Consider the following 25684-nt stretch of genomic DNA (forward strand, 5'->3'; position numbering starts at 1 on the left):
CGGGCGTCAGGGGGCCGACAGGCGGGCGCGCAGCTCCTTCTTGAGGATCTTGCCCGTGGGCCCCTTGGGCAGCTCGTCGACGATCCGGATCTCGCGCGGGTACTTGTAGGCGGCCAGCTGCTGCCGGCAGTGGGCGGTGAGGTCCTCGGCGGTGGCCTGCGCGCCGGGGGTGAGGCTGACGACGGCGACGACCTCCTCGCCGAGCCGGTCGTCGGGGCGGCCGACGACCGCGGCCTCGGCGACGGCGGGGTGGGTGTGCAGGACCTCCTCGACCTCGCGCGGGTAGACGTTGTAGCCACCGCGGATGACCAGGTCCTTCTTGCGGTCGACGACGAAGAAGTAGCCGTCGTCGTCCCTGTGGCCGAGGTCTCCGGTGTGCAGCCAGCCGCCGCGCAGCGCCTCGGCGGTCTCCTCGGGCCGCCCGTGGTAGCCCTTCATGACGTTGTGGCCGCGGACGAGGATCTCGCCGACGTGGTCGGGGCCCGGTGGGAGTACGGCACCGGTGTCGTCGACGATGCGCACCTCCACGCCCCAGATCGGCTTGCCGATGGAGAGCACCCTGCGCTGCTCGGTGCTGATGTTGAAGGTCGTGGTGCTGGCCGTCTCCGACAGGCCGTAGCCCTCCAGGATGGCCACGCCGGCGAACTTCTCCTCGAAGGCGCGGAGGATCTCGCCGGGCAGCGGCGCGCCGCCGCAGACGCCGATCCGCAGCGCGCCGAGGTCCCGGCCGGCGATGTCGGCCTGCAGCAGGGCGGTGTACATGGTGGGAACGCCGGCGAAGATCGTGCAGCGGTGCCGTTCGAGGGCGTCGAGGACCGCTGCGGTCTCGAAGCGCGGTACGAGGGCGAGGGTCCCCCCGTGGCGTACGGCGATGTTGAGGACGCCGGAGAGGCCGAAGACGTGGAAGAGCGGCAGGACGGCGAGGCCGACGTCGTCGGGGCGGTAGCCGAACACCTGCCCGGTGACGGTGCAGTTCATATAGAGCTGGAAGTGGGTCAGCTCGGCGCCCTTGGGGCGGCCGGTGGTACCGCTGGTGTAGAGCAGGACGGCGGTGTCGTCGGAGCCGGTCGGCGCGATCTCGCCGGTGTCGTCCGCGGCGTACAGCTCCTCGTAGGGGCGGGTGCCGGCGATCGTCCGGTCGCTGCCGGGCAGCGGGACGACGTAGGTGGCGACGCCGTCGGCGAGCTCGGCGCCCTTGACGGCCTGGTCCGCGAACTCCTCGAAGGTGACGAGGAGTCGGACGCCGGCGTCGCGGAGCTGGTAGGCGATCTCGGGGGCCTTCAGCAGCGGGTTGAGCGGGACCATGACCAGTCCGGCCTTGAGGATGCCGAAGTAGGCGAACAGGAACTGCGGCACGTTGGGCAGTTGGACGGCGACCCTGGCGCCGGGCCCCAGGCCCAGGGCCCGCAGTGTGGCCGCGATGCGGCCGGACGCCTGGTCGGCCTGGGCGTAGGTGACGGTCAGCTCCCCGATGTGGCACAGGGCCTTGTCCGGGTGGGATCGGCGGGATTCACGCAGGGCGGTCGCGAGATTGAAGCTCATCCGGGCTCCTGGCGGGCTGCGGCTCGTATCACGCGGTGCATCGATGGTCGGTGCAACGATGGCTGCCGAGCATAGGGAGCCGCTAAGCACCGCTCAATAGGGCCTCCGTCCACCCGGGACCCCGGGAGCCGTGCGAGGGGTGCAATCCGGCCGGAGTCATGGGGAATCGACCTGCGGTCGCCCCCGAAGCGGCGGCACAACGCTGACGCAGCTGATCACCCCTCAGGGGATCAGAATGCTAAATATGGGGCATGACGGAAAAATTCCGGCGAGAGGGTGACGCCCCACAGCGGTCGTCGCCCTCCCCCCGGCAACCCCTCCGCTCGCTGCTGGAGGCGCACAGCGTCGCCGGCCAGGTGTTCGTGTTGCAGCTCGCCCTTGTGGTGCTGCTGGTCGTCGCGGCCGTGCTGGCCCTGGTCTTCCAGGCACAGGGAGCGCTCACGCAGGAGGCCCGTCAGCGCTCGGTCGTCGGGGCCGAGATCTTCGCGCACGCGCCGGGCACCCTCGCCGCCATGAAGTCCGCCGACCCCAGCGCGGTGTTGCAGCCCCAGGCGGAGGCGGCCCGGAAGGGCTCCGGCGTCGACTACATCGTCGCGTTCCGTCCCGACGGCATCCGCTGGACCCACCCGGACCCGCGCCTGATCGGCAAGCGTGTCGTCGGCGGCTCCTTCCAGCCGGCCCTGCACGGCAAGGCGTTCACCGCCACCGTCCCCTCGGCCCTCGGCCCCGCGGTGAACACCGTGGTCCCGGTCGTCGACCGGGACCGCTCGGTCGCCGGGCTGGTGTCCGTCGGCATCCGCATCCAGCGGACCGACGAGCGGGTGGTCGACCAGCTGCCGCTGCTGCTCGGCTTCGCGGCCGCGGCGCTGCTGCTGGTCGCCGGCGGAGCGGTGCTGATCAACCGTCGGCTGCGGCGGCAGACCCACGGGCTGTACCCGGCCGAGATGCGGCGGATGTACGACCACCACGACGCGGTGCTGCACGCCGTACGGGAGGGCGTGCTGATCATCAGCAGTGAGGGGCGGCTGCTGCTGGCCAACGACGAGGCACGGCGGCTGCTCGGCCTGCCCGAGAGCGCGGTGGCGGACCGGCTCCCGGTCGCCGGCCTGGGCCTGGAGCCCCGGTTGAGCGCGCTGCTGACCTCCGGCCGGGAGGTGACCGACGAGGTGCATCTGGCGGGCGACCGGCTGCTCGCCGTCAACGTCCGGCCGACCGCCCCCTACGGCGGCCCGGCCGGGTGCGCGGTGACGCTGCGGGACACCACCGAACTGCGGGCGGTCTCCGGCGCGGCGGAGGTGGCCCAGGAGCGGCTGAAACTGATCTACGACGCGGGGCTGGGGATCGGCACCACGCTGGATGTGTCGCAGACCTCCCAGGAACTGGCCGATGTCGCGGTCCCCCGGTTCGCCGACGTCGTCACCGTCGAGCTGCTGGAGCCGGTGCTGCGCGGGGACGAGCCGGAGAGCGGGTCGGGCACCGATCTGCGGCGGATGGCGGTCCGGGGCGTGACCGAGGACTCGCCCGTCTACCAGATCGGTGAGGTGCTCCGGTTCCCGCCCGGCACGCCGATGGCGTCGAGTCTGGAGAGCGGCCACCCGGTCCTCGTCGACGACATGGGCGGCTCCGACGAGTGGCGGGAGCAGGATCCCACGGCCACCCAGCGGATCCTGGACATCGGCATCCGCTCGGTGATCGCCGTCCCGCTGCAGGCGCGGGGGGTGGTGCTGGGACTGGCCAACTTCTGGCGGTCCGCGGGCTCCGGCGGCTTCACGGGGGAGGATCTGTCCTTCGCCGAGGAGCTGGCCGCGCGGGCCGCGGTCTCGATCGACAACGCCCGCCGCTACACCCGCGAGCACACCCTCGCCGTCACCCTGCAGCGCAGCCTGCTGCCGCAGGCTCTTCCCGCGCAGACCGCCCTGGAGGTGGCGCACCGCTATCTGCCCGCGCAGGCCGGCGTCGGCGGCGACTGGTTCGACGTCATTCCGCTGCCCGGCGCCCGGGTCGCACTGGTCGTCGGCGATGTCGTCGGACACGGTCTGCACGCCGCCGCCACCATGGGCCGGCTGCGTACCGCGGTGCACAACTTCTCCGCGCTCGACCTGCCGCCCGACGAGCTGGTCAACCACCTGGACGAACTGGTCAGCCATATCGACACCGACGAGGCGCGGGCGGCCGGCGGGGCCGCGGGCGAGGGGAACCCGGCGGACGACGAGGCCTTCTGGCCGGGCGTCAGCAGCGAGGGCGACAGCGTCCGCCCGGAGGGCAGCCGTACCGGGATCACCGGCGCGACCTGCCTGTACGCCATCTACGACCCGGTCGGGGGCCGGGCCACCGTGGCCAGGGCGGGCCATCCGGGACCGGCCCTGATCCGCCCCGACGGGACCGTCACCTTCCCCGAGGTGCCGGTCTCGCCGCCCCTGGGCCTGGGCGGCAGCGTGCCGGTGGAGACCGCGGAGCTCACCCTGGCCGAGGGCTCCCGGCTGGTGCTGTACACGAACGGGCTGGTCGAGGACCGCGAGCGCGATATCGGCACCGGACTGGAGCTGCTGCGCACCGCCCTGGCCTCCGGGGCGGACCGCACCCCGGAGCAGACCTGTACGGCGGTCCTGGACGCCATGCTGTCCGAGCACCCCAGCGACGACATCGCCCTGCTGGTGGCCCGCACGCGGCTGCTGGACCCCGCGCGGGTCGCCGAATGGGAGGTGCCCTCGGACCCGGCGGCCGTCGCCCCCATCCGGTCCGCCTGCCTGCGCAGGCTGGAGTCCTGGGGGCTGGAGGCGATCGCGTTCACCACCGAGTTGATCCTCAGCGAGCTGATCACCAACGCCATCCGCTACGGCGCCCAGCCCATCCGGGTCCGGCTGCTGCACGACCGCGCCCTGATCTGCGAGGTCTCCGACGGCACCAGCGCCTCACCGCATCTGCGCCGGGCCGCGACCACCGACGAGGGCGGCCGCGGCCTGTTCCTCGTCGCCCAGTTCGCCGAGCGCTGGGGCACCCGCTACGCCCCGGGCGGCAAGGTCATCTGGACCGAGCAGACCCTGGACAGCGGTGGACCGGAACCCGGCCCGGAGTCGGTGGACGACATCCTCGACCAGTGGGACGACCTGCCCACGAGGTGAGGTGGACCCGCGGCCGGCGGCCGGTCCGCTTCCGGTGGATCAGCGCGAGCGGTTCCACCGCGGTGGTCCTAGGCTCGGGGAAGGGGCCGACGACCCGATCTGGAGGCTCGATGGTGCCGCTGCCCCAAGCCCGTGATGTGGCCCCGCGACTGGCCACCGGCGCGTTCATCCTGAACACCGGGCTGACGAAGCTGCGGGCGGACCGGGCGACCGCCGAGGGCGTGCACGCGATGGCCCGTACGGCGTACCCGTTCCTGGAGAGGATTCCGGCCGAGCGGTTCACCCGGCTGCTGGCGTGCACGGAGGTCGCGGTGGGGAGCGCACTGCTCGCGCCGTTCGTGCCGACCCGGCTTGCCGGACTGGCGCTGACCGGGTTCGCCGGCGGGCTGGTCGGCCTGTATCTGCGGCTCCCCGGGATGCGGGAGCCGGGCAGTCTGCGACCGACCCCGGACGGGGTTGCGATGGCCAAGGACACCTGGATGCTGGGGATCGGACTGGGGTTGCTGAGCGCGTCGGGCAGAGCGCGGCGGGCGGCCCACTGCGGGCGGTGCGCCACCCGGCGCCGGCACCGCCACCGGTGCCGTTGCCACTGCCACTGACCTCCCTGCCTCCGGCTTCTGCTGCTCCTCACCTCCCTTCACCGCCTTGGCCACTGAGCGTCTTGTGCCGCGGCTCCGCTCAGCTGCCGGTGCCGGGTCCGGGGCCGGTGCCGGCCGCCGACTGCCGGCGGACCGCGCGTACGGCGGCCGCGCAGCCCGCGCCCGCAAGGCCGGCGAGCAGCAGCACCAGCAGGCTCGTCCGGTCGGACTGCTGGAAGGCGAGGTCCGAGCGCTGGTTGAGCACGAAGCCGTCGTAGAACAGCCAGCACACCAGGGCGACGGCGGGCACCAGCAGCGGTCTGGCCAGCGCGCAGACGGCCACGGTCAGCGCGGTGAAGACGGCGAGCGCCACGGCGGTGTGCGGCGTCTGGCCGGCCAGCAGCAGGGCGGTCGCCAGCAGCGCCGCGCCGACGGCGCCGAGCGGCACGGCGAGGTCGCCGGCGAGGGTGCGGGTGGGCGGCGCCCGGTGGGCGACGCGCGGAGGGCGCAGCGCGGCGCGCGGGAAGCCGGCGATGTGCACGATGCGCGGGCGCCGGAGCGGCGTCGGGGGGTGAAGCGCAGCCATGGGAAGCACCTCCTGCCGTAGGGCCTGGGCCCTGCCGTCAGTCTGCGCGCCCCGGCGGTGTCCGAGCGCCTCGGTGGCATCTGTTGACGCGGTACGTACGCACTACGGCCGGATTCTGACACGGCCTTGACGGCCGGGGTCGGCGCCGCCGATGTCGCCGGGCGCGGGGCGGGCCGGATCGCCGGGCACACGGTGTTGCATACTCGCTCCTCGTTGCCGAAAGCAGCCCGAACCCACGACCGACGAACGGCAGGACGCATCCGCATGACCACCCCCACACAGGCGGACCCCGCGCCTGCCGTCCCCGCCGCCCAGCGGTGGCGCGGCTGGCTGCTGGACGGACTGAGCAGTCGCACCGCCCGTCACTCCGGGCCGCACGGCACCCCGCCGGCCGAGCACAGGGGGCATTCCTGGTGGCGCGTCATGTGCCTGACGGGCGTCGACTACTTCTCGACCCTGGGCTACCAGCCGGGCATCGCGGCGCTGGCGGCCGGGCTGCTCTCGCCGTTCGCCACCCTCGTACTGATCGCGCTGACCCTGCTCGGCGCCCTGCCCGTCTACCGCAGGGTCGCCAAGGAGAGCCCCAACGGTGAGGGCTCGATCGCCATGCTGGAGCGGCTGTTGCCCTGGTGGGCGGGGAAGCTGCTGGTCCTGGTGCTGCTCGGGTTCGCCGCCACGGACTTCGTGATCACCATGACGCTGTCGGCCGCGGACGCCTCGGCGCACGTGGTGGAGAACCCGTTCGCGCCGCAGGCGCTGCACGGCGCCAATCTGTGGATCACGCTGGTGCTGCTGGCGGCCCTGGGCGCGGTCTTCCTCAAGGGCTTCCGGGAGGCGATCGGCATCGCCGTCGGGCTCGTCGGGACCTATCTGGTGCTCAACGTCGTCGTGCTGGCCACCTCGGCCTGGCAGGTGCTCTCGCACCCCGTGGTGATCGGCGACTGGTGGGGCGCGATGAGCGCCCAGCACTCCTCGCCGCTGGCGATCGCGGGGGTGGCGCTGCTGGTCTTCCCCAAGCTGGCGCTGGGCATGTCCGGCTTCGAGACCGGTGTCGCCGTCATGCCGCAGGTCCGGGGCGAGGCCACCGACACCGACGCGCGGCCGGCGGGCCGGATCCGCGGCACCCGCAGGCTGCTGACCACCGCGGCCCTGATCATGAGCTGCTTCCTGCTGCTGTCGAGCCTGGCCACCACCCTGCTGATACCGCAGAAGGAGTTCGAGACGGGCGGCTCGGCCAACGGCCGTGCCCTGGCCTATCTGGCGCACGAGCACCTGGGCGAGGCGTTCGGCACCGTCTACGACGTCTCCACCATCGCCATCCTCTGGTTCGCCGGCGCCTCGGCGATGGCCGGGCTGCTGAACCTCGTACCGCGCTATCTGCCGCGCTACGGCATGGCCCCGGAGTGGACCCAGGCGGTCCGCCCGCTGGTACTGATCTTCCTGGCGATCGCCTTCGGCGTCACCGTCGTCTTCGACGCCAGCGTCGACGAGCAGAGCGGGGCGTATGCGACCGGTGTGCTGGTGCTGATGCTCTCGGCGTCCTTCGCCTCCACCGTCGCCGCCCGCCACCGACGGCTGCGTGCGGCCACCATCGGATTCGGCGCCATCACCGTGGTGTTCGGCTACACCCTGGTCACCAATGTCATCGAGCGGCCCGACGGCCTGAAGATCGCGCTGCTGTTCATCCTCGGCATCCTGCTGACCTCGTTCGCCTCCCGAGTCCACCGCGCCTTCGAACTGCGCGCCACGGAGGTCGACTTCGACGAGACCGCGGTGCGCCTGATCGACGCCGCGGCGGCGGCCGGGCCGCTGCGGGTGATCGCCAACGAGCCGGACGAGCGGGACGCGGCGGAGTACCGGGAGAAGGAGTACAGCCAGCGCGAGGAGACCCATATCCCCGACGGCCGTCCCGTGCTGTTCCTGGAGGTGACCGTCCGGGATTCCTCGGACTTCACCAGCAGTCTGCACGTCCAGGGCGAGGAGCGGTACGGCGCGCAGATCCTGCGGGTGGAGGGTGCCGGTGTGGCCAACACCATCGCCGCCGTGCTGATGCAGCTGCGCGAGCACACCGGGCAGGTACCGCACGCCTACTTCAACTGGACCGAGGGCCACCCCTTCAGCCATCTGCTGCGGTTCCTGGTCTTCGGCGACGGCGAGGTCGCTCCGGTCACCCGCGAGGTCCTGCGCCGCGCCGAGCCCGATCTCGCCCGGCGCCCGCGCATCCACGTCGGCTGAACGGCCGGACGCACCACTGAACCCGCCCGGCCGGCCCGCCGGGCGGGTTCAGCCGCGTCGGCCGCGCGCCTTCGCCTTCGAGTGCGACCAGCCGGTCAGCAGCACGCCCACGGCGACCAGCGCCAGATGGGCGGTGAGCGCGCCGCCGAAGCCGCCGCCGAGCCGGCCCAGGAGGCCGGTGTCGTCGTGGTCGACGAGCAGCCGGATGGCGCCCTGCGCGAAGAGCACCATCACCACGGCGCCGATGCCCTGCAGGATGTCGTACTTCATCTGTGTCCCCAACGTCCCCTCGTAGAGTTCCGCGCCGCATTGCGCGTCGGATTTCCTGTCGCATTGCGCGTCGGTCATTGCGCGCCCTCAGGACGTTACGAACGTATCATCGAGAAAGTGACAACTGGCGGGCTATTCACCGGTGAATTCGCTTTTCGTCACACAATTTCAGGTGCGGGAAAGGGGAATGATGCGTGACGAAAAGAAGCCGGCGGCCGGGCCGGTGTGCCGGATGTGCCGTGTGCCGCTGCCCCCTTCCCGGCGCGGCCGGCCGGCGCTCTACTGCTCGCGCGGCTGCCAGGCGAAGGCCTACCGGCGGCGCAAGCAGACGCCGGCTCCGGCCGCCGAGCGACCGGCGGTGACCGACGCCCAGGCCCGCCGGCGCCGGCAGGTGGCCGAGGCGCTGTGGCGGATCGCCGCCGAGCGGGGGCTGCACGCCGCGAGCCTGCGGGAGGTGGCGGCCGAGGCGGGCGTGTCGCTGCGCGCGGTGCAGTACCACTTCGAGAGCAAGCACCATCTCCTGGTCACCGCGCTGCACATGCTCCATGAGGAGAACGAGCGGATCGCCCGCTCCCGCGTCCCCCACGACCCCGCCGACCCGCGCGCCCTGCTGCGCGCGGTGCTGGAGGAGTTCCTTCCGGTGGACGCCCAACGCGCCACCGCGCTGCGGGTGTTCGCCGCCTACTACGCCCGGAGCCTGACCGATCCCGCGCTGGCCGAGGTGTTCCTCGCCGCCGAACAGCCCCTGGAACGGCTGGTGGCCGACCTCATCAGGGCGGCGCAGGACGCCGGGCGGACCGCGCCCGGTCTCGACGCCTGGCACGAGGCCGATCTGCTGGTCTCCGGGGCGATCGGGCTGGGCGGCGATGTACTGCACCACCGCCGCACGCTGGACGACGTACGCCGCACCCTCGACTACCACCTCGACAAGATCTTCGCCGGGGACCCGGCGCGCACGGCGCGGGTCCCCGGCGAAGGGTCGGACGGACTCCAGGACGGTCAGCGGGCGGCGGGCTCCGGGTAGAACTCGCGCGGCCGGCCGCGGTGGTCCTTGAGGCGGCCGAGCAGACTCGCCGGGTATTCGACGAGCCAGTAGCTCGCCGCCGCCGCGGGCAGCGCCACCGCGAGGACGATCAGCAGGGCCGGAAGGAAGCCCGCCTGGCCGACGGGCAGCAGGCCGGCCTTGTGGAGCTGGAGCATCACCGGCTCGTGCCAGATGAAGAGGGAGTAGCTGACCAGCCCGACGGCGGTGAGCCAACGGGCCGTCAGCATCCGGTGCCGGCGGGTCTGCTGCCGCACGTGGACGGTGGCGAAGACCAGCCCGGCCCACAGGAGCGAGGCGAGCGGGTGGTAGAAGGTGAAGGTGAAGTTCTCCGGTCCGGAGTCCAGGGAGAGGGCGAACAGCCCGGCCAGCCCCAGCCCCGCCAGCGGCAGCGCGGTGCGCGGACCGAGCCGGCCCCGGTCGCCGAGCGCGACCACCGCCACGGCCAGCCCCATTCCGGCAGCGAAGCCGCCGAACCGGGCCTGCGGGCCGAAGTACACCACCCAGTCGGTGTGCGGCACGCCGAACACGTAGTGGGCGACGGCGATCCAGGCGAGCGGGGCGGCGAACAGCACCCCGCACCCCGCCGCGCACACCGCCACCCGGCTGCCGCGCCGCCGCAGCGGCCGGCAGGCGCGGACCGCCAGCGGCCCGAGCGCCACCAGCAGGAGGTAGAACAGCACCTCCAGCGAGAGCGACCAGGTGGGGCCCAGGGTGTAGAAGATCCGCTGCTGGTCGAAGACATGGGTGAAGGTGAGGTGCTCGACCAGGTCCCGCCAGTCGCCGGGCAGGGTCGGGTTGCGCGTCGCCCAGACGACCAGGACCGCCAGGACGTACAGCGGCAGGATCCGGATCGTCCGCCGGAAGAGGAACAGCCGGGCGGGCTTGGTCGAGCGCCCGTCGATCGCGGCCCGTGCGTACGACAGCGTCAGCAGATACGCGGACAGCACGAAGAACAGGTCGATCACCTCGAGGGACAGCACCGCACCGAGCGCCGGATCGTCGACCGGCGGGTGGGCGCCCTCGGCGTCGTAGCGGAAGTACTGCTGCCAGACGTGGAAGACGACGGTGCTCAGCGCGGCGAGCCCGCGGAAGCCGTCGATGGCGCTCGCCCGGGCGCGGGCGGGGGCGGCTTCGGCGCTCATCGGCGGGCCACCGCCTTGGTGGCGGCCCGCGGCGTGACCCGCCACTGCCGGTCGCCCAACGCCTCCTTCAGATGGGCCTGCCGGGCGACCATGTTCTTGAAGTGACTGTAGAAGAACGTCGAGACGAGGAAGTATGACCAGAACCACCGGCGGCGGGCGCGCAGTTCGGGTACCGCGAGCCGCCAGGCGAAGAGCGCCTGCACGGGGCCGGCCGCCATGGTGAACAGCACGGCCAGTACGCACACCGGCACGGCCCAGTCCAGCTTGTGCGGGCCGCCGGCCCGCCAGGCCGAGTACAGCAGGATCGGCAGGATCTGCAGCGTCAGCCAGGGCTGCACCTCGCGCCAGCCCAGCAGGACGAACAGGCCGAGCTTCTGACGGGCCGTGAACACCGGTGAACGCAGCCCCCGCCACAGGTGCTTGAGCGAGACCTGGAGCCACCCCTGCGCCCAGCGGGAGCGCTGGTTCCACAGGGCCTTCAGGGTGGTGGGCGCGAGCTCGCGGGAGATCAGGGTGCGGTCGACGGCGAACCGGGCGCCCTCGCCCAGTGCGCGCAGCGTGGAGTCGATGTCCTCGGTCAGCATCGAGCCGTGCATCCGGGTGCGGGCGAGCAGGTCGGTGCGCCAGAAGCCGTTCGAGCCGCCGAAGACACCGAATCCGTAGAGCCGGGTGCGGCCCGGGTGGCTGACCGCGTAGATCGCCTCGAACTCCACCGCGACCAGTTCGGCGACCCGGGAGCTGTCGCCGTTGCGTATCACGCAGTGGCCCTGGACGACGTCGTAGCCGTTGGACAGCCAGTGCCAGGCGTCCTTGAAGGCGGTCGGGGCGGGGTGGTGGTCGGCGTCGAAGATGCCGACGAACTCGCCGCGGACGCGGGTGACCGCGGCGTTGATGTTCTGCGCCTTGGAGGTGGAGCCGGCGACCGGCAGCAGCACCAGCCGCGGGTCGCGGGCGGCGATCTCGCGCAGGGTGTCCTCGACGGGCAGCGGGTGCGGCGTGTTGTACGCCAGCACGATCTCCAACTCGTCGGGGTAGTCCAGCCGCAGGAACGACTCGACCGTGTCGACGATGGTCGCGGCCTCATTGGGCAGATAGGCGGCGATGACGGCGCTGGCCGGCGGGTACGGCGCCCCGGGGCGCTCGGGGCGGCCCCCGGCGTCGAGCGAGAAGAGGCACTCCAGCACGATCAGCAGCGCGGACAGCACCAGTCCGGCCACCACCACCCAGTACATGGCCGAGCCCAGGTCCCAGCCCAGCGCATACGTCTGCTGGTAGAGCAGGAACGGCACGGCCACCCCGAGCAGCAGCGCAAGGACCGGGGAGAGCGCCGAGAGGGCGGGACGCAGCAGCGCGCTCAGCGGCCGGCGCCGGTGGCGGTGCGGTGCGCCGCGCATCCAGGGCGCGTACCGCACCGGCCGCAGATCCCGGTGGCGCAGCGCCTCCTGTACGGCGTCCCGGGCCTGCTCGACGGCCCCGGTGCCGTCGGCGCATCCGGTCAGCGGCAGCCAGCCGACGGCCGGGGTGAGGCGGACGTTCTCGTCGGCGACGATGAAGCGGGTGCCGGCCACGGTGGCGGCGAACCTCTCCAGGCCCCGGCGGGCGGTCTCCTCGTCGACGCCGGGCAGCAGCATCAGCAGACGGCCGTCGTCGTCCCAGCCGAGCCGGTCGCAGAAGCTGCCGAGTCTCTCGGCCAGACCCGCCAGCCGCTCGGCGACCTCCCGGCGTACCCGCTGCCCCAGCCGGGCTTCCAGGGCGGCCATCTCGGCCACCGAGACCACGGCGAGCACACCGCCGCGCCGGGCGGCTTCGGGGCGCTGCAGCTCGCGGTCGAGTTCGTCCAGGAAGTGCGGATGGGAGTACAGCCCGGTGCGCGGATCGCGCGGCAGGCTCTCGACCGGTACGGGCACCCGGCGGAGTTTGGCCTCGATACGGGCGGACAGCTCCCCCGGATCGAAGGCCTCGGATATGCAGTCGTCGGCGCCGTGGCGCAGCAGGTCCACCACGTCGGAGGGCTCCGGGGTGTCGGTGACCATGAGCAGCGGCAGCGCCCGCCCCGCGGACGCGGTACGGACCTCGCGGATCACCGCGAGGCCGCTCACGTGGGGGGTGCCGTGTTCGTCGAGGGCGACGACGGCGTCCGGGTGCGCCTGCCCCATGCGCCGGTCGACCTCGCCGGGCGGGGCGTGGCTGACCTCGTGGCCGGTGGCGAGCAGGGTCCGGGTGAGCCGCTCCAGGCGCGGTCCCGGAGCGCCGACGACCAGTACGTGCCCGCCGTCGCGGGCGTGGTCGGCGCGGTCGTGCGGGGCGCGGTCCCCGTCGTCGAGCAGGGCCAGGGGTGAGCCCTGGGAGTTGCCGTGGTGCGAAGTGAGCACCTGGGAATGTCCTTTCGTGCAAGGAGACATGCGAAAGCGGATCCGGTCGCCGGATCTGCGGCGTTTTCCGGACCTTCGGCCGTCAGCCGGCCGCCGGCCGCATGGCCGTCAGCTGCATGGCGGGCGCGACGCCTGGGTCGCTCTCGGCGTCCGTCTCTCCGCGGGACGGACGGGGAAGCGGCGGCGGGCCGCTAAGGCAGGCTCCAAGCTGGGGAACGCACAGGTGCGTTCGAGCACTGATCGCATATGAGGGGGTCCCATCCTGATCGGACTGTGGGGGGAGGACCGGATGTCGGTGTGCCGCCGGCCGGCTCCGCGGGACGGGGTCGGTCGGCAACGCCAGCCTCGGGGATCACTGTGACACCACCCCCTCATCCACGTAACGCTCTCATTACAGAGCGCCGTCCGGGCCATCTCGTGACGCGCTACCGCCCGGTAAGCACCGAGGCATCGGCTATACCCAGTAAGTGAGTTGATGAGCGAAATAGGACAGAAAGTGCACATCTCTCGCGCCGGCCCATCCGCCGAACCCGGAACCTTCGACTCCAAGGGAACTGGAGCTTCGTACGTATGGACCATCTGTTAATCTGCCCGCCCCTGGAGGTTCCTCCAGCCCCCCGCCCCCCAAGCACCCCTCGAACGAAGGGTGCAGCGAGGTGTCCCGTACGTGTACAGCACTCCCTTCTCTCCCGCAGAGGCCAGATCCGCGCGGGCCCGGGTGGGCCTGAGTACGGCTCAGGTCGCCCAGGCCATGACGGCGTGCGGCGCGCCGGTCCGTCCCGAGCTGATCGAGGCCTGGGAGTACGGCTCCCAGGCACCGACCGAGCCGCAGCTGTTCGTCCTCGCCGACGTCCTGTGGTGCCCGCCGACCGTGCTGATGGGCATCGAGCCGCGGACGCTCGCCGAACACCGGATGGCCCGCCAGTTGAGCGTGGAACGGCTGGCGCAGCTGATCGGCATGGACCCGGGCCGGTACTGGGCGGCCGAGTCGGCACAGCAGTGGAGCGGTGACTACCGGCAGACCAAGGCCCTGGTGGAGGCGCTGGGGCTGTCGCTGCGCAAGCTGATCGGGGTGATGGGCCGGGACGACGAACTGGCCGGGCATCTGCGGTCGGCCATCGACGGGCGCTGGAAGGCGCACGTCGGGGCGGTCACCGAGATCACCACGCTGAACAAGACCCGGGTGAGCGATGCGCTGCGCACGATGCACGCGGAGTTCGCGGAGTTCTCCGAGCGCTACATGGGGCATGTGGTGGCGCGGAACGACGACTCCCGGCTCAAGGAGGTCGCGGCCGAGCGCTCGGCGTACCTGCGCAGGCTCGCCGACCACTTCTGGGAGTTGATCGGCGAGGCGGGCGAGGCGCCGCCGTTCAACACCGTGACCACGCACTGACGGCACCGGCGGGGACGGCGGCGACAGGCGGGCGGGGAGGGGCCGGATCCCGGTTCCCTCCCCGCCCGCGGCCGTCGGCGGACTCAGTGGGCGGGGGTCCCCCAGGGCGGACCCTGCGGGTCGTGCGGGGCCTGCTCCTGGTAGCCGCCGCCCTGCGGGTGCTGCGGCGCCGGCGGGCCGTAGGTGCCCTGCGGGTGGTGCGGGCCCGGCCGGCCGTACGGCTCGGCCGGCTCGTGCGCACCGGCCGGCTGGTGCGCCTCCACCGGCTCGTCGGCCTCGATCTCGTCCCAGTCGATCTCCATCGACTTGCGGCCGGTGAAGACGTTGAAGAAGAGGTTCAGCAGGACGGCGGTCAGGCTGCCCAGGGTGATCCCGCTGTTGAGGACCGCACGGACGTCCTCCGGCATCCGCTCGAAGAACGGCGCGACCGCGCCCGGCAGCAGCGCGGCGGCCAGGCTGACCGCCAGGATCAGGGCGTTGCGCTCCTCGCGCAGATCGACCTTGCCCAGGATCTGGATGCCGACCGCGGCGACCATGCCGAACATCGCGATCGCGGCACCACCGAGCACCGGGTGCGGGATCGCGGCCACCACGCTGCCCGCCTTGGGCAGCAGCCCCATGACGATCATGAAGCCGCCGGCCGCGACCACCACGAAGCGGCTCATCACCTTCGACATCCGCACCAGGCCGATGTTCTCGGCGAAGGCCACGTAGGGGAAGGAGTTGAAGACACCGCCGAGGACGGTGGCGACACCGTCGGCGCGCAGCGCGTTGGCGACGGTGGTGTTGTCGACCTTCTTGCGCGTGATCTCCCCGATGGCGTAGACGTCTCCGGTGGTCTCCACCATCGTGATCAGCATGACGACGACCATGGCGATGATCGGGAACACCTCGAACTTGGGCATTCCGTAATGGAACGGCGTGCTGACGCCGAACCAGTCGGCACTGCCCACCGCGCTGAAGTCCGCGTCACCGAGGGCCCAGGCGACCGCGGTGCCGGCGACCAGGCCGAGCAGTACGGCAAGGCTGCTCAGGTACGGCTTCCCGAGCCGGACGACGAGCAGGATGAACACCAGGGTGCCCAGCGCGTACAGCAGGTTCTTGGTGTCGCCGTACTCGGGGTGCCCCTTCAACTGCGCGCCGCCGGCCGCGTCCTGCAGGCCCTGCGGGATGAGGGTGAGGCCGATGACGGTCAGGATCGTGCCGATGACGATCGGCGGGAAGTACTTCACCAGCTTGCTGAAGAAAGGCGCGAACAGGAAGGTCGCTATACCGGCCGTGATCACCGCGCCGTAGACGACGAGCAGCCCGGCGGTGCCGCCGCCCGCCCCCAGCCCGATGGCGATCATCGGCGAGACCGCGGTGAAGGTCACGCCCTGGACCAGGGGCAGCCTGGCACCGATCTTCCAGACGCCCAGGGCCTGGATGATCGAGGCGACACCGCAGGTCAGCAGGTCGGCGTTGATCAGATAGACGAGCTCCTCGCGGGAGAGGCCCAGGGCGTTCCCGAGGACGATCGGGACGATCACCGCTCCCGCGTAGAAGGCGAGGACGTGCTGAAAGCCGTAGAGGGTGAGTTTGCCGACGGGAAGGACCTCGTCGACGGGGTGCGCCCGCTGGCCGGGGAACTGCGGGGGGTCTTGTCGGGAGACTCGTGCCATCTCTGCCTTGCCTTCTAGAGGTAGGTGAATAAGAAGGGACCGGCACCGTCGTGTCCGGCATGACAGACGGGCCGGCTGGGTCCTACAAAGCCGACGTTTAGCGGTGTTGCCGGCACCACGTAGCCCTGTTCTGCACTTTGCGTCCTGGTTCGACAGGACTTCCTTCGATCAGCACGGCAAACTCCGGCATTTCCATGGAATTTACAGGTTCGGCTAATCGAATTGCTCACCTTAGTTGACCTGCGCCCTTTCTCGCGAGTAACCGGTCGTATTCGCTCGCATAAGGGGCGGTCATACCCCGAAATGCCGTTTTGGGCAGGGGCTTTGTGTGCCGGGCCTTCGGTTCGCGAACAGGCGGGGCGTGGCCGGCCGCCGTAAAATCCTGGTATGGCTGAGCGGCCGGACGCGTCCACCGCGCCTGAACTCGTCGTCGAGTCCGACGGCGGCACCCAGGTGATGAGCCCCGGGCACGTCTACCACGTGGGGCGGGACCCGCAGAGCGAGGTCGTACTGAACGACGCCAGGGTCTCCTGGCACCACGCGGTCCTGCGGGCCGAGGCCGGCCACTGGATGGTGCAGGACGAAGGCAGCACGAACGGCACCTTCGCCGACGGACGCCGCGTCCAGGAGTCCGGGGTCGGGCCGGGCAGCGTGATCCGGTTCGGCAACCCCGCCGACGGACCGTGCGCGGTGCTCTCCGGAGTGCCGCGGCCGAGCCGGGTCGACCGGCCGTCCGCCGTCTCCCACCCCGCCGGCACCCATACCTTCCGCCACCCCACCTCCATCCGGCCGATCCCGGCCGCCCGGACCACCCGGATCGGCCGCTCGCCCGACAACGACCTGGTCATCGACGACCTCTCGGTCTCCCGCCGGCACGCGGAACTTCGGGCGGGCCCCGAGGGCTTCGAGATCGTCGACCTGGGCAGCCACAACGGCACCTACCTCAACGGCCAGCCGATGCAGCGGGCCCCGATGGCCCCCGGCGACATCGTCGGCATCGGCCACACCGCGTTCGCCCTCGTCGGCGACGAGCTGCAGGAGTTCACCGACACCGGTGAGGTGTCGCTGGACGTGCAGGACCTGAGCGTCCGGGTGGACAAGGGCAACAAGACGCTGCTGAACCGGGTGTCCTTCCCGGTGGGTGAGAAGTCGCTGCTCGCCGTGGTCGGGCCCAGCGGCGCGGGCAAGTCGACGCTGCTCAACGCGCTGACCGGGCTGCGCCCCGCGGACGAGGGAACGGTGCTCTACGACGGCCGCGACCTCTACCGCGACTACGCCGAGCTGCGCCAGCGCATCGGACTCGTACCGCAGGACGACATCCTGCATCTGCAGCTCACCGTGCGGCGCGCCCTCGGCTACGCCGCGCAACTGCGCTTCCCGGAGGACACCGCGAAGGCCGAGCGGCAGGCGCGGGTCGACGAGGTGATCCACGAACTGGGCCTCGACCAGCGGGTCGACCAGCCCATCCACAGCCTCTCCGGCGGCCAGCGCAAGCGGGTGAGCGTGGCGCTGGAGCTGCTGACGAAGCCCTCGCTGCTCTTCCTCGACGAACCGACCTCCGGCCTCGACCCCGGTATGGACCGCTCGGTGATGCACATGCTGCGCGGCCTGGCGGACGACGGCCGCACCGTCATCGTCGTCACCCACAGCGTGCTGAGCCTGGACGTCTGCGACCGGCTGCTGGTGCTGGCGCCCGGCGGGACGATCGCCTTCTACGGACCCCCCGCGGAGGCGCTGCCCTACTTCGGTTACCCGCAGTGGCCGGAGGCCTTCGAGGCCTTCGAGAACGACCGGGGACGCGCCTGGGCGGACGAGTACCGTGCCTCGCCGCAGCACCGGCGCTATATCGCCATGGACTCCCACCAGCCCCCGCGCGCCCCCGAGGCGCCGACGGGCCCGGTGGAGGCGCACAAGGCGCAGAGCTGGGGCGCGCAGCTGAGCACCCTGGTCCGCAGGTACGCGGCGGCCCTGACCGCCGACCGGACGTTCCTGATCATCATGGTCGCGCTGCCGTTCGTGATGGGTGCGATGGCGCACGCCCTGGCCGGGTCCGTGCTCACCGGCGAATCGGCGATCAACGCCCTGCTGATCCTGTGCGTCGGGGCGGTGCTGACCGGCGCCGCCAACGCGGTCAGGGAGCTGGTCAAGGAGCGGACGATCTATCAGCGCGAGAGAGCCGTCGGCCTGTCCCGCTCGGCGTATCTGATGTCCAAGGTGCTGGTCCTGGGCCTGATCACGGTCGTCCAGGCCGTGGTGCTGACCTTGGTGGCACTGATCGGCGTCAAGCTGAACGCGCCGGGCGGCAAAGGCGTGTTGCTGCCGCCACTGATCGAAATCACCCTCGCGGTGGCGCTGTTGGCGTTCACCGCCATGATGCTCGGCCTGTTCGTGTCCGCCCTGGTGCGCAAGGAGGAGGTCACCATGCCGCTGCTGGTCCTCCTCGCGATCATCCAGGTCGTGTTCTGCGGTGCGCTGCTGGAGCTGAACGGCGTACCGGTGCTGGAACAGCTGGCATGGCTGGTGCCGTCCCGGTGGGCGCTCGGCGCCATGGCGGGCACCATCGATCTGCGCCGGCTGATGCCGCAGGGCGCCTCGGATCCGCTGTTCCAGCACACGCCGGGGGTCTGGCTGCTCAACATGGGCATGATGATCGTGCTCTCGCTGGTCCTCGGCTTCGTGGTGACCAAGCTGCTGCGGCGGCACGAGCCCGAGATCATGCGCACCTAGCACCGAGGAGCCGCCTGTGACCTCGCCGGACTTCCTCCCCAGCCATGTCGTCCCGCCGGAGGGCATGGCGACCTGGTCCGCCCCGGACTCGACCCTGCCCAGCTCCCCGCTCGACCCGCTGCTGCCCGTCCAGGTCGTCGACCGGCGCGGCGACTGGGCGCTGGCGCTGTGCTCCAACGGCTGGTCGGCCTGGGTCGACGGCCGGCTGCTGCTGACCGTGCCGCGCGAGCCGCCGGCCGCCGCGCAGCCCGCCGCCCGGACCGCGGACCCCCGGTCGCTGCTGGGCTCGGCGGAGGACGAACTGGGCAGGTACCGGCGGCTGGTCGAGGAGCTGGCCGCCGGGCAGCTCGACCGCGAGTCCTTCGCCGAGCGGACCCGCGGCACCCGGCTGGGCGTGGTCGTGGACGGCGAGGCGGTCTGGCTCTACGACGCCCGGCACGAGCGGTGGTGCTACTGCGACGGGGTGTCGATGCAGACGTGCGCGGTGAGTTCGGGACCGTCGTCGAGGGACTCCGGTCAGCGGCCGGGGCCCGCGTCCGGTCAGGAGTACCCGGAGTCACGGTGAACGGCGAGCCGGCCGACCGCAACCGGGAGCGCTCCACCGCCCCGGACTCCTCCGGGCTGCGCGGGCACCGGATCGCCGGATACCTGCTCCAGGACGAGATCGGCCGGGGCGGGATGGGAGTGGTCTACCGGGCCCAGGACGTGCGGCTCGGCCGCATCGTCGCGATCAAGCTGCTGGCGCCGGAGCGGGCCCGGGACGACACCTTCCGTAAGCGCTTCGAGCGCGAGTCGCAGGTCGCCGCCCGGCTGGAGCACCCGCACATCGTGCCGGTCTTCGACGCCGGGGAGGCCGAGGGGCTGCTCTACATCGCGATGCGGTACGTCGAGGGGCTGGATCTGGCGGCACTGATCGACCGCGACGGCTCGCTCTCCGGGGAGACCACGTGCCGGATCGGCCTCCAGGTGGCCTCGGCGCTGGACGCCGCCCATGCCCACGGCCTGGTGCACCGGGACGTCAAACCGGGCAACATCCTGATCGCCCAGGGCACCGACTACGACAGTCCCGAGCACGCCTATCTGACCGACTTCGGGCTGACGAAGCGGTCGATGTCGCTGTCCGGGGTCACCACCATCGGGCAGGTCGTCGGCACGCCGGAGTATGTGGCGCCCGAGCAGGTCTCGGGCGGCCCGGTGGACGGCCGGTGCGACATCTACAGCCTGGCCTGTGTGCACTTCGAGATGCTGACCGGGTCGCCGCCGTTCAGGTGCGACGACATCCTGGCCCTGCTGTGGGCGCATCAGAACCGCCAGCCGCCGGCCTTGACCGACCGGCGTCCCGATCTGCCGCCGGCCGTCGACGCGGTGTTCGCCAAGTCCCTGGCCAAGGCGCCCGAGGACCGCTACGAGACCTGCCGGGGCTTTGTGGCGGCGCTGCGGGAGGCCATCGCGGAGACCGGCCCGCCGCGCCCTCCGGTCTGGGCGGCCCCGGTGTTCCACAGCAGCAGGCGATAGCCGCCGGCCGGCGGTTCCTCAGGGCCCGGACACCTCGCCCGGATGCCGTACGCCCCGCGCCAGCAGGCTGCCGAGGAAGCCGGTGACCAGCCCCCAGGCGGCGCCCACCCCCACCAGCCGCCAGAGTTGCGGATACACGGTGACCTCGCCGCCCAGGTTGCCGCCGAGGTCGCCGACCCCGATCAGGGAGAGCCCGTAGTGGGCGTCGATCCGGGTGAGCAGTCCGACGACGAGGAGGGTCAGGGCCAGCGCCACGGCCAGCTCGACGGCGTGCCGCCAGGCCGGCAGCCGGGCCGGGGAGCGGACCGCCGCGGTGAAGGCGGCGGTCAGCAGCACCACGGCCGCCAGCGCCACCAGCAGCCAGGCGCGACCGTCGTGCTGGGCGATCGCGCCGACGTCGAGGGTCCGCTGCCCCCGGGCGCGCAGCACCTGGTCCAGGGCGTGCGGCATCGGCAGCCCGACGGCCTTGTCGACATGCCCCACCCAGCCGCCGCCGGTCCCCAGGCCCAGCGCCATCCAGGTCAGGTTCGGCAGCCCGAGGAGGAGCACCGCGAGGGTCTCCGCCGGACGGTCCTTGGTGATCAGCTCGACGACGCCGATGATCAGCCCGATCACCACGTAGATCAGCAGCGTCAGCAGCATCGCGAAGGCCGGCGGCCGTACGGAGTCCTGGAAGTGCAGCAGCCGGGAGGAGAGCGGCGCCCGGCGCGAGACGAGGAAGGTCAGCACGAGCACCGCCAGCACCCACAAGAGCCCGAAGCCGAGCGTCGCCGGCACATCGGCGGCGAAGCCGACGGTGGGGGTGCTGCCCAGCTCGGCGCCGATCTGGTCGACGAGGTCGTTGCCCACCGAGATCTGGAAGTCGTGCCGGGCGGCGAGCGTGAGGAGCAGCAGGAGCACCAGCCAGCACACCGCCGTACGGGCGATCCGGCCGAGCAGCTCCCGGGTGCCGGCGACCGCTCGGTGGCGCAGCGGCAGCAGGAAGACGGCCCCGGTCACCAGCGCACCGGCCAGGGTGACCGACAGCGGTACGACGTCGAGGGTGGCCTGTGCCTCGCCGATGATCCCGGCATCGCCGGCCAGGGTGACCGAACCGCCCGCGGCGCTCAGGACCGCGGCGGCGACCACCGACGGGAACGCCCCGCCGGGCAGGTCCGCCGCGCCGGCCGCCCACAGGCCGAGCGCGGCGACCACGAGCATGGCGGCGACGCCCGCCACGGCCGCGCCCAGCGCCTCGCCCCAGGCGCGTACGGCCGGCGGTACGCCAGGGGTGTGCACCGGGCCGGGGGGAACGGTGGACGCGGGGCCTCGCGACTGGCTCACGCTCTCTCCTGACCTTTCGCTGCGGATGCCGCGGCCACGGCATGTGGCGCATGCACCCACCACCGTAAGCACGCCGCGTGCCGCCCCGCTTGCGGAGAGTGCCGAACCCGAGCACACAATGGTGTGGACATCGACAAACTAGGGCAATTCGCTTCATCGGATGGCCCGCACGCGCCGGAAGAGGGACCCGTGACATCGCCACCGTCGCCCGACAGTCGCCCCACCGGGCCGCCGGCTGGCCCGCTCACCCCGTCCGAGACCCCGTCCGACACCCCGCACGAGCCGACACGGGTGGACACGCCGCAGCCGCGGACCGAGGCCGGGGGTCCGCCTCCCCCGCCCCGCGGTCCCGGCAAGGGTGGCGGCGGCGGTGGCGGTGGCGAGTCCGGGGGCGGCGGCCCCTGGTGGCGGTCCGTGCCGAAAGTCGCGATCATCGCGGCCGCCGTGGTCGCCGCCGTCATCCTGACCCTCGTCCTCAGCCGCCCGGACGGCGCCGGCACGGCCGAGATCTTCGCCGAACCGGCCGGCTCGACCGGCCGGGACCCCGTCACGGAGTCGACGGCGACCGAGTCCGGCCCCACCCCGTCCGAGACCCCGAGAAAGCCGGTCAAGGGCACCAACAGCAATATCTCGGGCGCGATGCCCGGCCTCTACGGCGGCACCCAGAACAGCGCGAGCTGCGACGTCGAGAAGCAGATCAGGTACCTGGGCAGCGTCCCCGCGAAGAACCGGGCGTTCGCCGCCGTCGTGGGCCAGGCCCCGGAGAACGTCCCGGCCTATCTGCGGTCGCTGACGCCCGTACAGCTGCGCTACGACACCCGGGTCACCAACCACGGCTACAAGGACGACAAGGCCTACCCCTTCCAGTCGGTGCTGCAGGCCGGCACCGCGGTCCTGGTCGACGCGTACGGAGTCCCGCGGGTGCGCTGCAAGTGCGGGAACCCGCTGACGAAGCCGAAGGCCCTCACGGGGGCGAGGACGGTCGGTCAGAAGTGGGCCGGCTACCAGCCCTCCAACGCGGTCGTCGTGAAGCCCTCGAAGAAGGCGGTCCGCGCGTTCACCCTGTGCGACCCGAAGACGGGCAAGTGGTTCAAGCGCCCCAAGGGCGCCGAGGGCCCCACCGAGGACCGCCCGACCGCCCCGCCCTCCGAGACCCCCAGCGGCCCCACGACCGAGTCCCCGCCGACGGAGTCCTCGCCCCCGCCCACCGAGAGCACCACCGGGCAGACCGGCGCCACGACATCGGAACCCGGTACGCCGTCCACCGGCACCGGGACGGAGACCACCGGAGGCACCGGCACCACCGGCGAAACGACCGAGCCGCCCACCGGCGGCACCACCGGGGACACCTCGCCCAGCGTCGAGCAACCGGGCGAGGGGACCACCGGCAGCAACGGGTCATCCGGCGTCGAGCCCCACTCCGAAGGGACCGCACCGGCGACCTGACGCACCGCCCGGCGCCCCGCGCCGGGCGCCCTGCGTACCGAGGCGCGCACCTTCGATACCGAACCGTGTCCTGAATGTTCGGTGCACCGGACAACCACCACAGCGGACAGACCCTCTGCATATGCGGCGGGTGCATTGGCGGCCTTTGACGGTTACGCCCTCACAGGGCCGGGCCCCGCCAACGCCAGTCGTTCTGCTTTGGAGGGTCCCCAGTGCATGCCGCACTCCGTCGCCACCCCGCCCGGTTGATACCCGCCCTGATAGCGGCGGCCGGCCTGCTGACCGCGTGCGGGGGCGGTGCCGAATCGTCGAAGGCGGACGAGCCGGCGGCCAAGGTCACCGTCACCCCGGCCGCGGGCACCAAGTCGGCCAAGCTCGGCTCGCCGATATCCGTCCGGGCGGACCGCGGAAAGCTCACCTCGGTCGACGTCAAGGACGACAAGGGCGGCGAGGTCACCGGACGGCTGGCCGGTGACGGCACGTCATGGACGTCGGACGGCAAGGTCAGGCCGCAGACCACCTACACCGTGAAGACCAAGGCGAAGTCGGCGGCGGGCGAGGAGTCCGCCGCCACCGCGGTCTTCACCACCGAGCAGGCCGACAAGGTCAACAAGCTCACCAACACCCCGGGCGGCGGGCAGACCGTCGGCACCGGAATGCCGATATCGATCCTCTTCGACCACCCGGTGGCCGAGAACAAGCGCGCCGAGATCGAGAAGGCGCTGAAGGTCACCACCCAGCCGAAGGTCGAGGGCTCCTGGGGCTGGGTCAAGGACTGGAGCGGCAAGAACCGGATCGACTGGCGCCCCAAGGACTACTGGCCGGCCGGCACCAAGGTCTCCGTCAAGGGCGCCCTGGGCGGTATCGACTCCGGCGCCGACGGCGGCTGGTTCGCCCGGGACTACAACTTCGGATTCAAGATCGGCGCCGACCACAAGGCCGTCATCGACGTTCCCTCGCACACCCTGACGATGTACGAGAACGGCAAGAACGTCGGCACCATCTCCGGCTCCGCGGGCTCCCCGCAGGACCCGACCCGCGGCGGGGTGCACACCGTACGCAGCAAGAACGCGGCCGAGACGATGGACTCGTCCACCATCGGCCACGGCGACGAGTGGATGCTGGACTCCAAGTGGGTCACCCACCTCACCGCCTCCGGGACCTTCCTGCACTCCGCCCCGTGGAACAAGCAGATCGGTGTGGTCAACAACAGCCACGGCTGCTTCGGCATGACCACCGAGGACGCGAAGAAGGTCTACGACTTCCTGACGATCGGCTCCACGGTCGAGGTGAAGGGCACCAGCAACCCCAACAAGACCGACGTCGGCAACGGCCTGGAGGTCTGGCAGGAGACCTGGCAGCAGTGGCAGCAGCGCAGCGCGCTGAAGTAGCCCCCGCCTCCCTCCCCGCACACGCCGCCGCCCGGACTGCCGGACGGCGGCGTGTGCCGTGTGCGGCCCCCGGCACACGGCCTGCGGTCAGCGGACCTCCGTCGTCGTCCGGCGGTACGTGGAGCGCCGGTCCTCGATGTCGGCCCAGCGGTCGCCGTAGACGTTCTCGACGATGCCCGGTTCCCGCAGGAAGTCGTGCGGGAAGCCCAGCGGCACCGCGCTCACCGCGTCGAGCCGCGCCAGCGCGTCGGCGTCCAGCTCGACGTCGACACTCGCGAGGTTGTCGGCGAGCTGGCTCTCCTTGGTGGCGCCGATGACGGGGATGACATTGCCGGGCCGGCTGCGCAGCCACGCCAGCGCCACCTGCGCCGGGCTCCAGCCGCCCTGCTCGGCGATCTCCAGCACCGCGGTGACCGTCTCCTCCGGGTTGTGGTCCCGCGCGACGCTCTCGACGGTGTCCAGCCGGCCCGTCTGGCCGCGGCGGTACTTGCCGGTCAGGCGGCCGGCCGCCAGCGGCGCCCAGGCCAGCACGGCCAGGTCGAAGGCGCGGGCCTGCGGCAGCAGTTCCCGCTCCGGCGTGCGCTCCAGCAGGTTGTAGCGCAGCTGCGAGCCCGCGAACGCGGTCCAGCCGCGCAGTTCGGCGAGGGTGTTGGCCTGCGCGATCTCCCAGGCGGGCCAGTCGGAGACGCCGACGTAGCTCACCTTGCCGGAGCGCACCAGGTCGTCGAGCGCCCGCATGACCTCCTCGACCGGGGTGAAGTTGTCCCGTGCGTGCACCCACAGCACGTCGAGGTGGTCGGTGCGCAGCCGGGCGAGGCTCTCCTCCACCGAACGGACCAGGTTCTTGCGGTGGTTGCCCGCCGCGTTGACCTGGCCCTTGCGGGTCGCGCAGGTGTACTTGGACGCCAGCACGAAGCGATCCCGGCGGCCTTCGAGCAGCTCCCCCAGAATCCGCTCGGCCGTGCCGTCGGTGTAGTTGTTGGCCGTGTCGACGAAGTTGCCGCCGGCGTCCGCGTAGGCGTCCAGGATGCGGCGGCTGGTGTCCTTGGCGGCACCCCACCCCCACTCCTCGCCGAAGGTCATGGTCCCCAGGCTCAACTCGCTCACCCGCAGACCGGTCCTGCCGAACAGTGTGTAGCGCACGGTGTTCCCCTCGTCTCCTCGCTCGACGTGTGGCCTCACGCTAGGAGCTGGAGCGCGCTTGAAGGCAAGTCGTGCGCGAGCGCGGGTGCGCGTTCACGAGTGCGGGCGAGTCGGGTCGACGCACGAAGCCCCGGCCCCGCGCCCCTGGGAACGCCGTTCGAGCGGCGTGCTTTCAGGGAGCGGGCCCGGGGCC

Annotated in this window: 18 protein-coding genes; 10 read left to right on the forward strand and 8 right to left on the reverse strand. The window is 72.0% G+C overall.

The window, feature by feature from the left end; translation table 11 throughout:
* Positions 1–6: 6 nt before the first annotated feature.
* Positions 7–1542: a long-chain-fatty-acid--CoA ligase gene (locus tag AC0680_RS21485; protein ID WP_478631060.1), complete on the reverse strand. Its 1536-nt coding sequence runs from the start codon at positions 1540–1542 to the stop codon at positions 7–9.
* 251 nt (positions 1543–1793) lie between these two features.
* Here AC0680_RS21485 and AC0680_RS21490 point away from each other — a divergent pair, with 251 nt between their 5' ends.
* Positions 1794–4664, forward strand: coding sequence for a SpoIIE family protein phosphatase (locus AC0680_RS21490; protein ID WP_478631062.1), 2871 nt, complete (start codon positions 1794–1796; stop codon positions 4662–4664).
* 110 nt (positions 4665–4774) lie between these two features.
* Positions 4775–5263 (forward strand): hypothetical protein, encoded by a 489-nt coding sequence (locus tag AC0680_RS21495; RefSeq protein ID WP_478631064.1) that lies wholly within the window; start codon positions 4775–4777, stop codon positions 5261–5263.
* Positions 5264–5342: 79 nt separating this feature from the next.
* Here AC0680_RS21495 and AC0680_RS21500 read toward each other — a convergent pair whose 3' ends face one another.
* Positions 5343–5828 carry a DUF4118 domain-containing protein gene (locus AC0680_RS21500; protein ID WP_478631066.1) on the reverse strand — a complete coding sequence of 162 codons (486 nt, stop codon included), beginning with the start codon at positions 5826–5828 and terminating at the stop codon, positions 5343–5345.
* 264 nt (positions 5829–6092) lie between these two features.
* Between AC0680_RS21500 and AC0680_RS21505 the strand changes: the two genes are divergently transcribed.
* Complete coding sequence (locus AC0680_RS21505; RefSeq protein WP_478631068.1) at positions 6093–8063, forward strand: APC family permease; 1971 nt, start codon at positions 6093–6095, stop codon at positions 8061–8063.
* A 48-nt stretch (positions 8064–8111) separates the two neighbouring features.
* Here AC0680_RS21505 and AC0680_RS21510 read toward each other — a convergent pair whose 3' ends face one another.
* Positions 8112–8333, reverse strand: coding sequence for a hypothetical protein (locus AC0680_RS21510; protein ID WP_478631071.1), 222 nt, complete (start codon positions 8331–8333; stop codon positions 8112–8114).
* 187 nt (positions 8334–8520) lie between these two features.
* On the opposite strand from AC0680_RS21510, the gene AC0680_RS21515 reads away from it, so the two are divergent.
* The gene (locus tag AC0680_RS21515; protein WP_478631073.1) at positions 8521–9357 is read left to right on the forward strand and encodes a TetR/AcrR family transcriptional regulator; all 837 of its coding nucleotides are present in this window, start codon (positions 8521–8523) and stop codon (positions 9355–9357) included.
* On the opposite strand, the gene AC0680_RS21520 is transcribed toward AC0680_RS21515, so the two are convergent.
* Positions 9333–10520, reverse strand: coding sequence for an acyltransferase family protein (locus AC0680_RS21520; RefSeq protein ID WP_478631075.1), 1188 nt, complete (start codon positions 10518–10520; stop codon positions 9333–9335). The two genes, AC0680_RS21515 and AC0680_RS21520, sit on opposite strands and share 25 nt — an antisense overlap.
* Positions 10517–12892, reverse strand: a complete 2376-nt coding sequence (locus AC0680_RS21525; RefSeq protein ID WP_478631077.1) for a glycosyltransferase — start codon at positions 12890–12892, stop codon at positions 10517–10519. The genes AC0680_RS21520 and AC0680_RS21525 overlap by 4 nt, the downstream gene beginning before the upstream one ends.
* 667 nt (positions 12893–13559) lie before the next feature.
* On the opposite strand from AC0680_RS21525, the gene AC0680_RS21530 reads away from it, so the two are divergent.
* Positions 13560–14285: a transcriptional regulator gene (locus AC0680_RS21530; RefSeq protein ID WP_478631078.1), complete on the forward strand. Its 726-nt coding sequence runs from the start codon at positions 13560–13562 to the stop codon at positions 14283–14285.
* A gap of 83 nt (positions 14286–14368) precedes the next feature.
* Here AC0680_RS21530 and AC0680_RS21535 read toward each other — a convergent pair whose 3' ends face one another.
* On the reverse strand, positions 14369–15946 hold the full coding sequence (locus tag AC0680_RS21535; protein WP_478631079.1) for a solute carrier family 23 protein: 1578 nt from the start codon (positions 15944–15946) through the stop codon (positions 14369–14371).
* A 387-nt stretch (positions 15947–16333) separates the two neighbouring features.
* Between AC0680_RS21535 and AC0680_RS21540 the strand changes: the two genes are divergently transcribed.
* From AC0680_RS21540 to AC0680_RS21550, 3 genes are read left to right on the forward strand one after another with little or no spacing between them, the layout of a single operon-like run.
* Positions 16334–18673 carry an FHA domain-containing protein gene (locus AC0680_RS21540; protein ID WP_478631081.1) on the forward strand — a complete coding sequence of 780 codons (2340 nt, stop codon included), beginning with the start codon at positions 16334–16336 and terminating at the stop codon, positions 18671–18673.
* 16 nt (positions 18674–18689) lie between these two features.
* On the forward strand, positions 18690–19238 hold the full coding sequence (locus AC0680_RS21545; protein WP_478631084.1) for a hypothetical protein: 549 nt from the start codon (positions 18690–18692) through the stop codon (positions 19236–19238).
* Entirely contained in the window at positions 19235–20188 is a 954-nt protein-coding gene (locus tag AC0680_RS21550; RefSeq protein ID WP_478631087.1) for a serine/threonine-protein kinase, read from the forward strand. Before AC0680_RS21545 ends, AC0680_RS21550 begins: the two co-directional genes overlap by 4 nt.
* Before the next feature lie 18 nt (positions 20189–20206).
* Here AC0680_RS21550 and AC0680_RS21555 read toward each other — a convergent pair whose 3' ends face one another.
* On the reverse strand, positions 20207–21511 hold the full coding sequence (locus AC0680_RS21555) for a streptophobe family protein (RefSeq protein WP_478631089.1): 1305 nt from the start codon (positions 21509–21511) through the stop codon (positions 20207–20209).
* A 414-nt stretch (positions 21512–21925) separates the two neighbouring features.
* Between AC0680_RS21555 and AC0680_RS21560 the strand changes: the two genes are divergently transcribed.
* On the forward strand, positions 21926–22957 hold the full coding sequence (locus AC0680_RS21560; protein WP_478631092.1) for a DUF6777 domain-containing protein: 1032 nt from the start codon (positions 21926–21928) through the stop codon (positions 22955–22957).
* A 212-nt stretch (positions 22958–23169) separates the two neighbouring features.
* Positions 23170–24348 carry a L,D-transpeptidase family protein gene (locus AC0680_RS21565; RefSeq protein WP_478631094.1) on the forward strand — a complete coding sequence of 393 codons (1179 nt, stop codon included), beginning with the start codon at positions 23170–23172 and terminating at the stop codon, positions 24346–24348.
* A gap of 87 nt (positions 24349–24435) precedes the next feature.
* Here AC0680_RS21565 and AC0680_RS21570 read toward each other — a convergent pair whose 3' ends face one another.
* Positions 24436–25491: an aldo/keto reductase gene (locus AC0680_RS21570; RefSeq protein ID WP_478631095.1), complete on the reverse strand. Its 1056-nt coding sequence runs from the start codon at positions 25489–25491 to the stop codon at positions 24436–24438.
* Positions 25492–25684 lie beyond the last annotated feature (193 nt).

This window comes from Streptomyces sp. NPDC043738, assembly GCF_056436545.1.

Coding starts and splice junctions, on each gene's coding strand:
- AC0680_RS21485 (WP_478631060.1), bottom strand. CDS start 1,542: ATGAGCTTCAATCTCGCGACCGCCCTGCGTGAATCCCGCCGATCCCAC.
- AC0680_RS21490 (WP_478631062.1), top strand. CDS start 1,794: ATGACGGAAAAATTCCGGCGAGAGGGTGACGCCCCACAGCGGTCGTCG.
- AC0680_RS21510 (WP_478631071.1), bottom strand. CDS start 8,333: ATGAAGTACGACATCCTGCAGGGCATCGGCGCCGTGGTGATGGTGCTC.
- AC0680_RS21505 (WP_478631068.1), top strand. CDS start 6,093: ATGACCACCCCCACACAGGCGGACCCCGCGCCTGCCGTCCCCGCCGCC.
- AC0680_RS21540 (WP_478631081.1), top strand. CDS start 16,334: ATGGCTGAGCGGCCGGACGCGTCCACCGCGCCTGAACTCGTCGTCGAG.
- AC0680_RS21500 (WP_478631066.1), bottom strand. CDS start 5,828: ATGGCTGCGCTTCACCCCCCGACGCCGCTCCGGCGCCCGCGCATCGTG.
- AC0680_RS21520 (WP_478631075.1), bottom strand. CDS start 10,520: ATGAGCGCCGAAGCCGCCCCCGCCCGCGCCCGGGCGAGCGCCATCGAC.
- AC0680_RS21515 (WP_478631073.1), top strand. CDS start 8,521: ATGATGCGTGACGAAAAGAAGCCGGCGGCCGGGCCGGTGTGCCGGATG.
- AC0680_RS21535 (WP_478631079.1), bottom strand. CDS start 15,946: ATGGCACGAGTCTCCCGACAAGACCCCCCGCAGTTCCCCGGCCAGCGG.
- AC0680_RS21495 (WP_478631064.1), top strand. CDS start 4,775: ATGGTGCCGCTGCCCCAAGCCCGTGATGTGGCCCCGCGACTGGCCACC.